At 75.6% G+C, this 14934-nt stretch carries 10 protein-coding genes; 8 read left to right on the top strand and 2 right to left on the bottom strand.

What is annotated here, in order from left to right:
• The first annotated feature begins 134 nt into the window (after window positions 1-134).
• Window positions 135-1163 carry a hypothetical protein gene (locus ABLM29_RS20990; protein WP_349716543.1) on the top strand — a complete coding sequence of 343 codons (1029 nt, stop codon included), beginning with the start codon at window positions 135-137 and terminating at the stop codon, window positions 1161-1163.
• A gap of 42 nt (window positions 1164-1205) precedes the next feature.
• Here ABLM29_RS20990 and ABLM29_RS20995 read toward each other — a convergent pair whose 3' ends face one another.
• Window positions 1206-1973, bottom strand: a complete 768-nt coding sequence (locus ABLM29_RS20995) for an SDR family NAD(P)-dependent oxidoreductase (RefSeq protein ID WP_349716544.1) — start codon at window positions 1971-1973, stop codon at window positions 1206-1208.
• Window positions 1974-2171: 198 nt separating this feature from the next.
• Here ABLM29_RS20995 and ABLM29_RS21000 point away from each other — a divergent pair, with 198 nt between their 5' ends.
• From ABLM29_RS21000 to ABLM29_RS21030, 7 genes are all read left to right on the top strand, one after another.
• Window positions 2172-4610, top strand: coding sequence for a plasma-membrane proton-efflux P-type ATPase (locus tag ABLM29_RS21000; protein WP_349716545.1), 2439 nt, complete (start codon window positions 2172-2174; stop codon window positions 4608-4610).
• A 9-nt stretch (window positions 4611-4619) separates the two neighbouring features.
• The gene (locus ABLM29_RS21005) at window positions 4620-7226 is read left to right on the top strand and encodes an ATP-binding protein (protein WP_349716547.1); all 2607 of its coding nucleotides are present in this window, start codon (window positions 4620-4622) and stop codon (window positions 7224-7226) included.
• A gap of 111 nt (window positions 7227-7337) precedes the next feature.
• Window positions 7338-7589, top strand: a complete 252-nt coding sequence (locus ABLM29_RS21010) for a DUF4242 domain-containing protein (protein ID WP_349716549.1) — start codon at window positions 7338-7340, stop codon at window positions 7587-7589.
• Between the two features lie 186 nt (window positions 7590-7775).
• Entirely contained in the window at window positions 7776-8327 is a 552-nt protein-coding gene (locus tag ABLM29_RS21015) for a hypothetical protein (protein ID WP_349716551.1), read from the top strand.
• Between the two features lie 125 nt (window positions 8328-8452).
• Window positions 8453-9796, top strand: coding sequence for a type 1 periplasmic-binding domain-containing protein (locus ABLM29_RS21020; RefSeq protein WP_349716553.1), 1344 nt, complete (start codon window positions 8453-8455; stop codon window positions 9794-9796).
• Window position 9797: 1 nt separating this feature from the next.
• Window positions 9798-11768, top strand: a complete 1971-nt coding sequence (locus ABLM29_RS21025; protein WP_349716554.1) for an ABC transporter ATP-binding protein — start codon at window positions 9798-9800, stop codon at window positions 11766-11768.
• 2 nt (window positions 11769-11770) lie between these two features.
• Window positions 11771-14533 carry an ABC transporter permease subunit gene (locus ABLM29_RS21030; RefSeq protein ID WP_349716556.1) on the top strand — a complete coding sequence of 921 codons (2763 nt, stop codon included), beginning with the start codon at window positions 11771-11773 and terminating at the stop codon, window positions 14531-14533.
• Between the two features lie 34 nt (window positions 14534-14567).
• Here ABLM29_RS21030 and ABLM29_RS21035 read toward each other — a convergent pair.
• Window positions 14568-14934, bottom strand: a 367-nt coding sequence (locus ABLM29_RS21035; RefSeq protein WP_349716557.1) for a hypothetical protein, incomplete at its 5' end; no start/stop codon positions are given.

Below are 14934 nucleotides of genomic sequence, written 5' to 3' on the forward strand. Positions count from 1 at the left end.
AGCGGGTCGTCGAGGTCGCGCTCGCCGGTGTAGCGCTGCGCGCCGCCCTCGTCGCCACCGAGCCACTCGGTCTCGGGACCCCAGTAGATGTCGTCGTCGGCCTCCCACACGCGGACGGCCCGTCGTGGGTCGTGGTGGGCGAGCTCGCGGGCACCGTCGCCGACCTGCCGCCCGAGGGCGGCCCGGAGGGCCCCGAGGACTGGCCGGCGAGGTCCTTGGAACGGTCGGTGCACGACGCCGGCTCGATGGGCGCGCCGCCCGCGCTCTGGGCCCCGCGGCTCTCCTGCTCCCCGCCGCCCGGCTGGGGTGCCGCGCGGCTGCTGCGGCTGGTGCCCGACCCCCGCACGGTCCGGTACGACGGCCGCGAGAGCATCCTCGAGGAGGACGGCGTCTGCGAGCTCGTCGCCTGCCTGGTCGACGTCCGCTCGCTGCCGAGCGCCGGCTTCCTGCACCCACCGCTGAGCCGGCTGCGGATGCTGCACCAGCGGCTGCTCGGCGCCGACCCGGGCCGGCCCGGCCACGCGCTGTGGGACACCCTGCTCGGCGAGCCCGCCGTGCTCGACCTCTTCGCCCACCCGGGGACGGGCGCGCCCAGCGGGTTCTCGCTCGCGTGCGCCGGCAGCACCGGCGTCGACGGAGAGCCGCTGCTCGCGGTCCTGGCGGGCACCGCGCCGGCGTACCGGGCCCGGGTCCTCGACCAGCTCCACGTGCTCGCCTCGCGGCTGGTGCAGCCGCCGGGCCCGATCGCCGAGGTGCCGCCGACCTGGGTCGCCCCGGACGGCTGGGACGCGGTCGAGGAGGTCCAGCTCAGCACCGAGACCTACCTGGCCACGGTGCGGCTCAGCGAGATGTGGGAGGGCGCGACGGTCGAGGACGTCGAGGAGGTGGCGTTCAGCCGGGCGCCGTTCCTGCGGGACCTGCGCGACCACGGTCGCCGCCGCGTCGCCGTCGGCGGCGTGCGGGAGGCGACGCTGCGCCGGTTCGACTGGCAGCCGGCCGGGCGCGCGCGCACGCTGACCACCGCCTGCTTCGGGCTCGCCGACGGCCCGGCGGGCGGCCCGCCGGTCGGGTTCACCGTGGTCGCCGAGGTCCCGCTGGGCAGCGAGGATGCCCGGCGCCAGCTCGACGAGGTCCTGGAGCGGGTCCAGGTCCTGCGTCCGTGAGGGCGTGGCCCGGCGCCGAGGCTCGGCCCGGACCCGCCGGGCTCAGGCGTCGCGGCGGTGGACCACCTGGGCGGAGCTCTGGTCGCGGGCCAGCATCAGGATCTGGTCGATGTTGACGCGGGCCGGGCGGGTGGCGGCCCAGACCACGGCGTCGGCGACGTCCTCGGGGCGCAGCGGGTCGACGCCGGCGTAGACGGCGTCGGCCTTGGCCTGGTCGCCCTTGAACCGGACCAGGCTGAAGTCGGTCTGCACCATCCCGGGGTCGATCTCACAGACCCGGATCGGCTTGCCGAGCAGCTCGATGCGCAGCACGCGGGTGAGGGCGGCGACGGCGTGCTTGGCGGCGTTGTAGCCGGCCCCGCCGCGGTAGGGCTCGCGGGCGGCGACGGAGCCGATGTTGATCACCTGGCCGTCGCCGGACGCCTCGAGGGTGGGCATCAGGGCGCGGATCATCCGCACGGTGCCGAGCACGTTGACGTCGTACATCCACTGCCAGTCGTCGAGGTTCGCCTCCGCGACCGCGTCGGTGCCGAGCGCGCCGCCGGCGTTGTTGACGAGCAGGTGGCACCGGGGAACCGCCGCAGCGAACGCCGCGACCGACTCCTCGTCGGTGACGTCGAGGGCCAGGCCGAGGCCGCCGAGGTCGGCGGCGATCCTCTCGACGAGCTCGACGCGGCGGGCGCCGAGCACGACGAAGTAGCCGGCGTCGGCCAGTCCGCGGGCGGTGGCCTCGCCGATGCCGCTGCTGGCGCCGGTGACGACGGCGACCGGCTGGTCCGGTGCGGGCGTGCGGGGGGTGCGGTCAGGCATGGGAGTGGTCCTCGGTGCTCGGCAGGTCGGCGGGTGGCGGCACGGGGGCGCGCCGCTCGAACGGTAGTCCCCGGGGGCGGCGCGACCGTGGGGCGGGTGCGGTGGTCGCACCCGTTCGGGGCCTTCGCCTCCTGTGGCGTGTGGGTACCGGCGGCAGTCTGGAGGGGTGGGCGGACCCGACGGCGGGAGGTGAACGGAGTGTCGACCTCACCCGAGGCGGCCGACGGCCTGGCGGTGATGCCGCTGGCGGACCTCGAGGCCGAGCTGCGGGCGGGCGGCGACGGGCTGACCTCGGCCGAGGCCGCGGCGCGGCTGGAGCGGCACGGCCCGAACGAGATCGCCGAGGAGCACCGCCACCCGCTGCTCGTCCTGGCGGGGTACTTCTGGGCGCCGATCCCGTGGATGATCGAGGTCGCGCTGGTCCTCTCCCTGCTCGTCGGGCACTGGGCCGACGCGGTGATCATCGGCGTGCTGCTGGCGATGAACGGCGTGGTCGCCTACGTCGAGGAGCATCAGGCCGCGAACGCGATCGCGGCCTTGAAGCAGCGGCTCTCCGGCACCGCGCGGGTGCGGCGGGACGGCGCCTGGGCGGCGGTGCCGGTCAGGGAGGTGGTGCCGGGGGACGTGCTGCGGGTGCGGCTGGGCGACGTCGTGCCCGCGGACGCGCGGCTGCTCGCCGACGACGAGCTGCAGGTCGACCAGTCGGCGCTCACGGGGGAGTCGCTGCCCGTCGCGCGCGGCGCCGGCGACGCGCTGTACTCCGGCTCGGTGGTCGCGCGCGGGGAGTCCGACGCCCTGGTCTACGCGACCGGTGCCGACAGCTTCTTCGGCCGGACCACGGCGCTGGTCGAGGCGGCCGGCACGGTCAGCCACTTCCAGCGCGCGGTGCTGCGGATCGGCCACTTCCTGATCGTCGTCGCGGTGGTGCTGGTGGCGCTGATCAGCGTCGTCTCCGTGGCGCGCGGCAACCCGGCGCTGGAGACGCTGGAGTTCGCCCTGGTGCTCACCATCGCCTCGGTGCCGGTCGCGCTGCCGGCCGTGCTGTCGGTGACGATGGCCGTCGGCGCGCGCCAGCTGGCTCGCCGCGAGGCCGTGGTCAGCCACCTGCCGGCGGTGGAGGAGCTCGGCGGCATCGACGTGCTGTGCTCGGACAAGACGGGCACCCTCACCCAGAACCGGCTGGCCGTCAGCGAGCCGTGGCCCGTGCCCGGGATCGACGAGACGGCGCTGCTGGAGGCCGCCGCGGCGGCGTCGCGAGCGGAGGACCGGGACCCGATCGACGCCGCCGTGCTGGCGGCGGCCGAGGCGCGCTCGGTCACCCCCACGGGACGGACCGAGCAGTTCACTCCGTTCGACCCGGTGTCCAAGCGCACCGAGGCGGCCGTCCGCGGCGTCGACGGTGCCGTGGTCCTGTGCACCAAGGGCGCGCCCCAGGCGGTCGTCGCGCTGTGCCCCGAGGACCCCGCGGCGTCGGCGGTCGGTGAGCGCGCCGAGGAGTTCGCGCGGCGCGGCTACCGCTCGCTCGCCGTCGCCCGCGCCGGGCCGCGCGGCGGCTGGCGGCTGCTCGGGGTGCTCCCGATCGCGGACCCGCCGCGGGAGGACTCCGCGGCGACCGTCCGGGCCGCGCGCCAGCTCGGCGTCGACGTGAAGATGGTGACCGGGGACCAGGTGGCGATCGGCGCCGAGATAGCGCGCCAGGTCGGGATCGGCGACCGGCTGCTGCGCGCCGGCGAGCTCGACGGGCGTCCCGACGCGGAGCTGGCCGAGACGGTCGAGCGGAGCGACGGCTTCGGCGAGGTGTTCCCCGAGCACAAGCACGCCATCGTCCGGCTGCTCCAGGCCCGGGGCCACATCGTCGGGATGACCGGCGACGGCGTCAACGACGCCCCGGCGCTGAAGCAGGCGGACGCCGGGATCGCCGTCCAGGGCGCCACCGACGCCGCCCGCGCCGCGGCCGACGTGGTCCTGCTCGCCCCGGGCCTGTCGGTGATCGTCGAGGCGATCGGCCTGGCACGCGAGATCTTCGCGCGGATGACGAACTACGCGACGTACCGGATCGCGGAGACCGTCCGGGTGCTGCTGCTGGTCACCCTCGCCATCGTCGCCTTCAACTTCTTCCCGGTCACCCCGGTCATGATCGTGCTGCTGGCGGTGCTCAACGACGGCGCGATCCTGGCCATCGCCTACGACCACGTCCAGGGCGCCCGGCGCCCCGTCTCCTGGGACATGCGCAGCGTGCTGACCATCGCCACGGTGCTCGGCGTCGCGGGGGTCGCCGCCTCGTTCCTGCTCTTCGTCCTGGCCACCGAGTCCTTCGGCCTGGACCGCGACACCGCCCGCACCCTGATCTACCTCAAGCTGTCGGTCGCCGGGCACCTGACGATCTTCCTGACCCGCACCCGCGGGCCGTTCTGGTCGCCGCCCGCGCCGTCGCGGCTGCTGGTGGGGGCGGTGGTCGGCACCCAGGCGGTGGCCACCGTGATCGCGGCGACCGGCATCCTGATGGCGCCGGTCGGGTGGGGGTACGCCGCGCTGGTGTGGGTCTACGCGCTGGCCTGGTTCCTGGTCAACGACCGGCTCAAGGTCGCGGCGTACCGGCTGCTCCAATCGGGTGGCGTGGACGGGCGGCGGTCCTAGCATCGATCCATGGCCCTGCTCGAGCGCGACGAACAGGTCCGCGCCGCCCGGGGCTACCTGGCCGACGCGGCGGCCGGGCGCGGTCGGCTGGTCTACGTCGCGGGCGAGGCGGGCGTCGGCAAGACGACGTTCCTGGACCACCTGGTCGCCCTCGGCGGCGCGGTGCCCGTGGTCGGCTGGTGCGACGGCTCCGCGACGCCGCCGCCGCTGGGGCCGCTGGCGGACATGGCCCCGGACCTGCCCCCGGACGTCTGGCCCGACGGCGCCTCCCGCGGCGAGGTCTTCGCGGGCCTGCTGGCCGCGCTCCGCGAGCCGCCCGGCCCGCTGCCGTACCTGGTGGTGGTCGAGGACGCGCACTGGGCCGACGAGGCGACGATCGACCTCGTCCGCCACCTGGCCCGCCGGATCCACTCCTGCCGGGCGCTGGTGATGGTCAGCTACCGCCCGGAGGACACCGCCGCCGGCGACCCGCTCCGCGTCCTGCTGGGCGACACCGCGTCGGCCACCGGCACCCGCCGCATCGACCTGTCGCCGCTGACGCCCGAGGGGGTGGCCCGGCTGGTGGCCGAGCACGACCCGGCCGAGACGGGCGGCGACGCCGCGGACCTGTACGCAGTGACCGGCGGCAACCCGTTCTTCGTCACCGAGGCGCTCGCGGCGGGGACCGGCGCGCTGCCGCAGACGGTGCGCGACGCCGTGCTGGCCCGCGCCTCCCGGCTCGGCGAGGACGCCCGGCGGGCGCTGGAGGTGGTGGCGCTGGCGGGCTCGCGGGCCGAGGCCGACCTGCTCGACGACGTGCTGACGGGCCTGGTCGGCGCGGGGCGGCTCGGTGCGGGGCTGGGCGTGCTGGACGAGGCGCTGGAGCGCGGCCTGGTCCGCCGCTCCGGGGACGACCTGCTGTTCCGCCACGAGCTCGCCCGGCGGGCGGTGCTCGCCGAGGTGCCGCCCGGTCGCGCGACCGAGCTGCACCGGCGGCTGCTGTCCGCCCTGAGCGAGCGCGGCGCCGACCCCGCCCGGCTGGCCCACCACGCGGAGGAGGCGCGGGACCGTGGGGCGACCGTGGCCCACGCCCGGCCGGCGGGAGCCCGGGCCGCGGAGATGGGGGCGCACCGGGAGGCCGCACGGCAGTTCGAGCGGGCGCTGCGCCACGCGGACGACCTGCCCGCGGGCGAGCGCGCCCAGCTCTCCTGGGACCTGGGCTACGAGTACTACCTGACCAGCCGGATCGATGCGGCCGTCGAGGCGGTGGACCGTGCCCGCGACCTCTGGGAGTCGCTCGGGGACGGGGTGCGGGTCGGCGACGCCTGGCGGTGCGAGTCCCGGCTGCAGTGGTTCGCCGGCCGCAACGTCGCGGCGCTGGACCTCGCCGAGCGGGCGGTCGGGCTGCTCGACGGCAGCGGCTCGCCGGAGGAGGCGATGGCGCTCAGCCACCGTGCCTCGCTCGCGATGCTGGCCAGCGACCTGACCGGCACCAGGGAGTGGAGCGACCGGGCGTTCGCGGTGCTCGACAAGCTCCCCGACGCGCAGCGGGCCGGCGCCGGGCCGACCGAGGTGCGGGTCCACGCGCTCAACAACCTGGGCACGATGGAGGTCGTGGCCGGCGACCTCGGCAGCGGCCAGCGGATGCTGGTCGACTCGCTGGCCGGCGCGCGCGCCGCGAACCTGCACGAGCACGCCGCCCGGGCCTACTGCAACCTCGGCTCCAGCGCCGTCACCCAGCGCCGCCACGAGGAGGCGCACCGCTACCTGGAGGAGGGGCTCGGCTACTGCACCGACCGCGACCTCGACTCCTGGACCACCTACCTGGTCGGCTGGCGGGCACGGCTGCGCCTGGACCGCGGCCTGGTCGCGGAGGCCCGCGCCGACGCCGAGTCGGTGATGCGCGGCGGCACCAACGCGGTCGGCACGCTGGAGCCGCTGCTGGTGGTGGCCCAGCTGGCCGCGCGCAGCGGCGAGGGGGACAGCGACGCGCCGTTCGCCCGGGCGGTCGCGATGTCCGAGGAGATGGGGGAGTCGCAGCGCGTCGCGCCCACCGCCGCGGCGCGGTGCGAGGCGGCCTGGATCGCCGGGGACCCGGCGGAGGCGGTGCGGCTGGCCACCGAGGCGTGGCCCCGCGTGGCCACCGCCGACTGCCCGTGGTTGCGCGGCCAGGTGGCCACCTGGCTCGCTGCGGACGTCGTCGTCGCCGGCCCGCTCGCCGAGCCGTACGCCGCCGAGCGGGCCGGCCGGTGGGCCGAGGCCGCCGACTGGTGGGCGTCGGCGGCCTCGCCGTTCGAGCGCGCCCTCGCGCTGGCCCGCAGCGGTGACCCCGCGGCCCTGGCGGAGGCGGTCCGCCTCTTCGACGGCGTCGGCGCGGCCGCGGCCGCCCAGCGCGCCCGGGCGCTGCTCCGCGCCCAGGGGGCGCCGGTGCCCCGCGCCACCCGGTCCAGCGCCCACCCCGACGGGCTGACCGCCCGCGAGCAGGAGGTGCTCGGCCTGGTCGAGCGGGGCCTGAGCGACGCGGCGATCGCCGAGGCGCTGGTCATCTCGCGCCGGACCGCGGAGCACCACGTCGCCTCGATCCTCGCGAAGGTCGGTGTCCGCAGCAGGCGCGAGCTCGTGGGCAGGGGCGCGTAGGTAGCCGGGCCCGGGCCACTGATCTGGGTAGCCGCTACCGATGAGCGGCACCCGCGCCGCGGCGTACCAATGAGGGGTCAGCACGACACCCATCCCGAGAGGAACACCGCAATGCCGCTCTACATGGACGTTCACGACCTCGGCGAAGCCGTCACCATGGACGACGTCGCCCAGGCCCACCAGGCCGACCTGGCCACGCAGGGCGACCACGGCGTCAACTACCTGCGCTACTGGGTCGACGAGGCGCAGGGCAAGATCTTCTGCCTGGTCGAGGCCCCCGACGAGCACGCCGCCCACACCGTGCACCGCGAGGCGCACGGCCTGGTCGCCGACCAGATCTTCCCGGTGCAGGAAGGCGTCTGAGCCGCTCTGCTGCTCCCTGCTGCGCCCTCCGGCCCCGACGCGCGGCCGGAGGGCGCAGCGCGTTCCGGGCCGGTGGTCGTGGGGACACAATTTCGACGAATCCCCGGCAAACGCTGGACCCGGCGATCCTCTAGCATATATTTTCCCGTTCACCGTCCTCCGTTCCCACCCGCCAGGGAGAGCTCGATGAACCCGACGCCGCGCCCCCTGGGTGGGCGGCGCCGTGGGCTCGCGCTCTTCGCGGCCCTGCTGGCCCTCCAGGGGCCGCTGGCCGGGGGACACGGGGTCGCGGCCGCCGCGCTGCTGGCGCTGGTCGCCGTCCCGGTGGTCCTCGTCGTGCACCGCGCCCTGTCCGCCGGCTGGTGCTCCTCCGCCGACCCGCTGCGCGCGATCTGCGCCTGCACCGCCGTGATGTTCGCGGCCCAGGAGGTCTACAGCGGCGTCGGGGTGGAGTGGATCAACCGGACCGAGGGCACGACGCTGCCGCCCGACCTCGGCCGGATCGCGATGCAGCACCTGCTCGCCCTCGCGCTCGCCGCCGCCGTCGCGCTGGTCGCGGTCGGCGCCCGGCTGGCGTCGCGCTGCGCCCGCGCCATCGTCCGGCTGGCCGTCGCCAGCCCGGTCGTCGCGACGCCCCTGCGGCTCCTGATCACCGCCCTGGACGTGCTCCGCGGCCCCTCGGTGATCGCCCACCAGTGCGGAATGAGATCTCCGCCCCGCTGCGCCCTGCCCTGCTGACGACCCGCGACCGCGCGGGCCGTCGGTTGCGCCCGCCGGCGTAGCCATCCCCGCCGCCCGCCCGTGCCCTCGCACGGTCGATCGGGACGCCCGCGGGGTCGATCTCTTCCGCAAAGGACACCCACATGCTTCGCAGCTCGCTTCAGCCTGCCCGCTCCACCCTCGTACGACGCGGCCTGGCCGCCGCGGCCCTCGTGGTCGTCGGCTCCAGCCTCGCCGCCTGCTCCTCGACCGCGTCGGAGCAGGAGCCGACCGCCGTCGACGCCGGTGAGCCCGGCCCCGGTGTCACCGACGACACCGTCAAGATCGGCTTCGTCGCCCTCAAGGACGACACCGCCGGCAACTCCGGCTTCGTGACGCCCGAGGAGCCGCCGGCCGAGAAGACGATCAACGCCCTCGTCGACTGGGTCAACGCCAACGGCGGCATCGCCGGCCGCACCGTCGAGCCCGTGATCCGCGAGTTCGACACCTCCACCGACTCCCCGCAGAGCGAGGAGGCGCTGTGCCAGGCGTTCACCCGCGACGACGAGGTCTTCGCGGTGGTCCTGCGCGGCCAGTACCAGGGCACCGCCCGCGCCTGCTACTCCGGCGCCGCGACCATGATGATCGACCAGACGCTCGCCCCGCTCACCACGACCGAACTCGACGAGCACGCGCCGTACCTCTGGACCCCGAGCCTGCCCGAGTGGGGCAGCGCCATGGCCGGACAGGTCGAGGGCCTGGTCGCCAGCGGCTTCCTCGCCCCCGGCGACAAGGTCGGGATCGCGCAGAAGGACGGCGAGGGCGCGGCCTCCGTCGTCGAGGGCGGCATGCTGCCGGCGCTCGAGGAGGCCGGCATCGACGCAGCGGTGGCGACCTTCGACCCGGCCGACGCCACCGGCGCCTCCATCCAGGCGGCCATCGGCACCCTGCAGCGCGAGGAGGTCACCAAGGCCCTGGTCGTCGGCAACCCCGACACCGCCGCGCAGCTGATGTTCTTCGGCGGACAGACCGGCTTCGCCCCGGCGTACGCGCTCAGCTCCTTCGACCTGCCGGGCTTCTTCTCCGACAACGCCCAGATCTTCCCGCCCGGAAGCCTGGACTACGTCTCCGGCATCGGCTTCCTGCCGCCCAAGGACGTCCGCAACGACGACTTCCCGGCCACCGACGCCGAGCAGGCCTGCGTGGACGCGCTCGCCGAGGGCGGCGTGGAGATCGCCGACCGGGCGTCGGCCGCGACCGCGTTCCAGTACTGCGACGCGCTCACCCTGCTCCAGGCCGCCGGGGGCGAGGACGGCGCCGTCCTGAGCGCGGCGAACGTCGCGGAGAACGCGGCGGGCGCCGACTGGCAGGCGGCGATGTCGCTCGGCACCGACCTCGGCGGCAACGTCTTCGCCCCGGCCAGCGCCTACCGGGTGCTGACCTGGGACGCCGGCAGCAGCTCGTTCGTCTACGGCGACGACGAGCTCGCCTTCACCGCGGGCTCCTGACGTGACGGCCGTCGCCCTCGCCCTGGTCGCGCTCTGCCAGCTGGGGTTGTTCGTCATCGCGCTGCGGACCCTGCGTCGCACCCGGTCCTGGGACTGGCTGATCCCGACGCTGGTCGCCGCCGCCCTCGTCTACGACAACGCGATCCTGGCCCTCGGCACGACCATCGGCGAGGGCGACGTGCTGCACGTCCTCAGCATGCCGCGGTACGCCGGGCACGCGCTCGGCACTCCGCTGCTGGTCATGTTCGCCTTCACCTGCGCCTCGCGCTTCGGGATCGCCCGGTTCAGCCGCCGCGAGGCGGCGACCGGGTGGGGATTCGTGGTCTACATCGCGATCATGCTCGGCGTCCTGGACGACGTGGTGAAGCTCCACCTCGCCCCGGAGTACGAGCACGGTCTGCTCTCCTACGGCCACACCAGCGCGGGCGGACCGCCGATCAAGGAGATCGTCACCGTGGTCTGCCTGCTGCTGCTGGGCGGGGCGATCGCCCGGTACGGCCGCAGCCACTGGATGTTCCTCGGCGCCGCCGCGATGTTCGTCATCGCCGCGTTCTGGGCCAGCGACCCGGTGCTCAGCAACACCGGTGAGCTCCTGCTGCTGGCCGGCATCGTCGCGACCGGGCTCCGGTCGCTGCGGGCCGAGGAGGAGCGCAGGGCGGCGCGCAAGCGCGGTGCCCGGCAGCGCGCCGGCGCGCCGGCGCTGCTCGGCCCCGCCGGCGGCCGGGACGACAACGAGCGGGCCGAGCGCAAGCGGCGCTCGACCCGCTGGAACCGCTACCTGGGTGTGGGGCTGGCGGTCGCCTTCCCGGGCTCCTACCTGCTCGGCTGGTGGCACGACAACGCCTCCGGCACGCTCGGGACCTGGGTGGCCACGGCGGACGTGCTGGTCCAGGGCGTCTCCACGGCGCTGCTGATCACCCACGCGGTCTACTCGTTCTCGGTCTTCGGGTTCCCGAACCCGCGGTGGAACCTGCGCACGATCAACGGCTACATCTCCTACGCCCTGCTGTTCACCTACATGCTCAGCCAGCTGGCCTTCGACACCGAGCCCGCCCACACCGTCCTGCTCGCCGTCTCGCTGGTGCTCATCGCCGCGCACGTCGTGATCGCGCTCCGGCTGCGGCGCGGCCGCCCGGCTCCTGCGATCACCTTCCGCGACGACGTCCGCACGGTGGTCGCGGCCGACTCCTACGAGGTCGGCCGGGTCCGCGGGGAGCTCGCCGGCACCGCGCCCGGCGAGGTCGTCGTGGCCGCCCGGCGCGCCAGCGTGTCGCTCGGCGGCACCGAGGTCCTCGCCGACGTCGACCTGGAGGTGCTCCGCGGCGAGGTGGTGGCGCTGATCGGCAACAACGGCGCCGGCAAGACCACGCTGCTGCGCACCCTCGCCGGACTCCAGGCGCCCGCCCGCGGGCGCATCGAGTACCACGGCGTCGACGTCAGCCGCGCCAGCGCCGCGGCCCGCGCGCGGCTCGGTGTCAGCCTGGTCGTCGGCGGCCACGCCGTCTTCGGCACCATGACGGTGGAGGAGAACCTCCGCGTGTTCGCTCGCCGCATCGCTGGCCGGCACGAGGCCGTCGACGGTGGGCTCGAGGCCGTCTACGACGAGTTCCCGTGGATCGCGGAGCGCCGCGACCAGCTGGCCGGCACCCTCTCCGGCGGCCAGCACCAGATGCTGGCGGTCGCGCAGGGACTGATCGGGGACCCGGAGATCCTGATGATCGACGAGTTCTCGCTCGGCCTGGCGCCGTCGGTGGTCGACCAGCTGGCCGCGATGGTGCGCACCATCAACGCCCGCGGCACCGCGGTGCTGGTGGTCGAGCAGTCCGTCCCGGTCGCCCTCGACCTGGCGACCCGGGCCTACGTGCTCGACCGCGGCCGGATCGCGCTGAGCGGGACCCGCGACGAGCTGCTGGCCGACCCCGCGCGGGTCACCGATGTCCTCATGCACGCCCACGCCACGACGGGAGCCTGACGATGGCAGGGTTCGACACCTCCGGCACCACCCTCTTCCTGGGGGTGCTCAGCGGCATCCCGATCGGGCTGCTCGCGATCGGGCTGACCCTCGTCTACCGGGTCAGCCGGTTCGTGAACTTCGCCCAGGGCGCGCTCGGGGTCTTCGGCGCGTCGGTGGTCGGCACGCTCGTCGTCGTCTACCACCTCCCGTACTGGCTGGCGTTCGCCCTCGGCATCGGCGCCGCGGCGCTGGCCGGGGCGCTCGCCCAGGTCCTCGTCGTCCGGCGGGTGGCCTCGGCGCCGCACGTCGTCGGCGTGGTGGTCACGCTGGCGCTCGCCCAGTTCCTGCTGGCGCTCTCGTTCAGCATCAACACCAAGGCGACGGCGGGGCCGACGTTCCCGCTACCGCCCGGGCTGCCGTCGATGCAGGTCGGCGGCGTCACCGCCAGCCCCGCCTACACCGCGCTGCTCGTGCTGGGGCCGGTGGTCGCGCTGGCGGTGTGGTTCGTGCTCGCCCGGACGCCGCTCGGCCTGGCCATCCGCGCCACGGCGACGAACCCCGACGCGACCTGGACCTCGGGCATCTCGCCGAGCGCGACCGCGACCGCCACCTGGGCGCTCGCCGGCGCGGTCGCCGCGTTCTCGGCCACCCTGCTGTGGCCGACCCAGGGCATCGCCGGCATCGCCACGCTCGGCCCGTCGCTGCTGCTGCGGGGCCTGGCCGCCGCGGTGATCGCCCGCTTCACGCGCGTCGGGGTGGCCTTCGCGGCCGGCGTGGTGATCGGCCTGCTCGACACGATCGCCCGGACCGACCCGAGCCGCGCGGGGCTGGCCGACATCGTGCTGGCCGTGGTGGTGCTGGTCTGGCTGCTGTTCCTGCGCCCGCCGGCCCGCTCGACCCAGGTGGAGACCACCTGGTCGGCCACCCGGCTGCCGGCGGTCGACGCCCGCTACCGGCACCTGCCCGAGGTCCGGCACTTCCCGCTGCTGATCGGCCTGCTGGCCACGGTCACGGTCGCCACGCTCCCACTGTGGCGCAGCAACGCCTTCAACTTCGCGGTGCTGACCACGATGGCGCTCGCGATCGTCGTCTGCTCGGTCGCGCTGCTGACCGGCATGGCCGGCGTGCTCTCACTGGGCCAGGTCGCCGTGGCCGGCGTCGGCGCGGTCGTCTCGGTCAAGGTCGCGTCGGCGACGGGCGGCAACGTGCTGCTCGGGATCGTCTGCGGCGCCGCGGCCGGCGCGGTCGTCGGGCTGGTCCTCGGGCTGCCCGCCCTGCGCAACCGCCCGATGGCGCTGGAGATCTCCAGCCTCGCCTTCGCGGTCTGCTCGGCGTCCTGGCTGTTCCGGCAGGACTGGGCGTTCGGCACCGGCGTGGTCCCGGACCAGCCGATGGTCGGCTCGCTGGCGCTGGACGGCCCGAAGTCCTACCTGTACGTCGTGCTCGTCGTGCTGGTCGCCGTCGGGCTCGGCCTGCGCCGGCTCTGGGGCTCGCGGTTCGGCCGCGAGCTGCGGGCGGCCCGCGACAACGAGCCCGCGGCCCGGGCCCTGGGGGTGCGGGTACGACGCCTGCGGGCCCTCTGCTTCCTGGCGGCGGGCGCGATCGCCGGTCTCGGCGGCGCCGTGCTGGCGCACTCCCGGACCTACCTCAGCGCGGCCGACTTCGACCCGGGCGCGAGCATCACGGTGGTCACCTCCACCGTGGCCGGCGGCCTGGGCACGATCGGCGGGCCGATCGCCGGCGCCGGCCTGGTCCAGGGCGTGCCGCTCCTGGCCGGGCTGGACGCGCTGGCGATCTCCGGCCTCACCCTGCTGGTGCTCACCCTGATCGTGCTCCAGCCGGCCGGCCTCGCCGGCGTCCTGGTGCCGGTGCGGGACTGGGCGATCGAGGAGCTCGGCAGGCTCCGGGGCATCCAGCCCGCCTGGCGCGGCGCGCCCGCGGAGGCCGGGCCCGCCGCCGACCTCCCGGTGGCGGAGCCGGTCGAGCCGGAGCCGGTCGAGCCGGAGGAGGTGGCCGAGGTCCTCGCCAGCCGGATGCGGACCCCGGAGCCGGGTCGCGTGGTGCTCGAGGTGAGCGGTGTCTCCCGGTCGTTCGGCGGCGTCCGCGCTGTCGACGGGGTCGACCTCCGGGTCGAGGACGGCGAGCTGGTCGGCATCGTCGGCGCGAACGGGGCCGGCAAGACGACGCTCTTCGAGATCATCACGGGGTTCGTCGCCCCCGACGCCGGCTCGGTGAGCCTGCTCGGCCGCGACGTCACCCGCCGTACGCCGGAGGCCCGGTGCCGGCTCGGCCTCGTCCGGTCGTTCCAGAACGCGCTCCTCTTCCCCAGCATGACCGTGCACGAGGTGGTCGAGGTGGCCCTGCGGCGCGGCGGCTCGTCCGAGCACACCCCCGAGGCGCTGCTGGAGATCGTCGGCCTCGCCCACCACGCGACCGCCCGGGTGGACGCGCTGACCACCGGGACCCGGCGCCTGGTCGAGCTGGCGGCCGCGCTCGCCACCCAGCCGCACGTGCTGCTCCTCGACGAGCCCGGCGCCGGCGTCAGCCATGCCGAGCGCGCGTGGCTCACCAGCGTCCTGCACCGGCTGCGCGACGAGATGGGGCTGACCGTGGTCCTCATCGACCACGACCTGGGCCTGATGCGGGACGTGTGTGACCGCCTCGTCGCGATGGACCAGGGGACGGTCATCGCGACCGGCGCGCCCGAGGAGGTGCTGGAGCACGCGGACGTGCTGCGGGCCTACCTGGGTGAGGTCGACGCGGCGGAGCCGGCCGTCGGCTGAGCCTGGCTGCCCCAGCTGCCGGCGCCGGCGGTCCTCACAGGCCGCCGGCGTCGTCGTCCTCCGGGCGCCAGCGTCCGGCGTCCTCGAGCTGCGCCCAGAACCCGGCGACGGTGGTCGGCAGGTCCAGCGCCGCGGCGAAGGGACCGGCGGCCCGGTCCGCGGGACCGGGCACGCCGAAGACCGCGAGCACGTCCTCGATGCCGCCCAGGTGGACCTCGGCCGGCGGCAGCTCGAGGAGCAGGGGCGCGGCCACCCGACGGAGGATCCGCGCCACGTGGTCGATCGGGGCGGCGGCGTACAGGGCCGCGCGGATGCGGGCGAGCGCCGGGTCGGCCGGCCGCCCGGTGGCCGGGGTTCGGGTCGGCCCGCCGCATGCGGGACCAGCCGAGGTGGCTGCGGGC

The sequence above is a fragment of the Nocardioides sp. YIM 152588 genome (genome assembly GCF_040191335.1).
In the GTDB taxonomy this organism is placed as follows: Bacteria; Actinomycetota; Actinomycetes; order Propionibacteriales; family Nocardioidaceae; genus Nocardioides.

Coding starts and splice junctions, on each gene's coding strand:
- ABLM29_RS21005 (WP_349716547.1), top strand. CDS start 4,620: ATGGCCCTGCTCGAGCGCGACGAACAGGTCCGCGCCGCCCGGGGCTAC.
- ABLM29_RS21010 (WP_349716549.1), top strand. CDS start 7,338: ATGCCGCTCTACATGGACGTTCACGACCTCGGCGAAGCCGTCACCATG.
- ABLM29_RS21020 (WP_349716553.1), top strand. CDS start 8,453: ATGCTTCGCAGCTCGCTTCAGCCTGCCCGCTCCACCCTCGTACGACGC.
- ABLM29_RS21030 (WP_349716556.1), top strand. CDS start 11,771: ATGGCAGGGTTCGACACCTCCGGCACCACCCTCTTCCTGGGGGTGCTC.
- ABLM29_RS21015 (WP_349716551.1), top strand. CDS start 7,776: ATGAACCCGACGCCGCGCCCCCTGGGTGGGCGGCGCCGTGGGCTCGCG.
- ABLM29_RS20995 (WP_349716544.1), bottom strand. CDS start 1,973: ATGCCTGACCGCACCCCCCGCACGCCCGCACCGGACCAGCCGGTCGCC.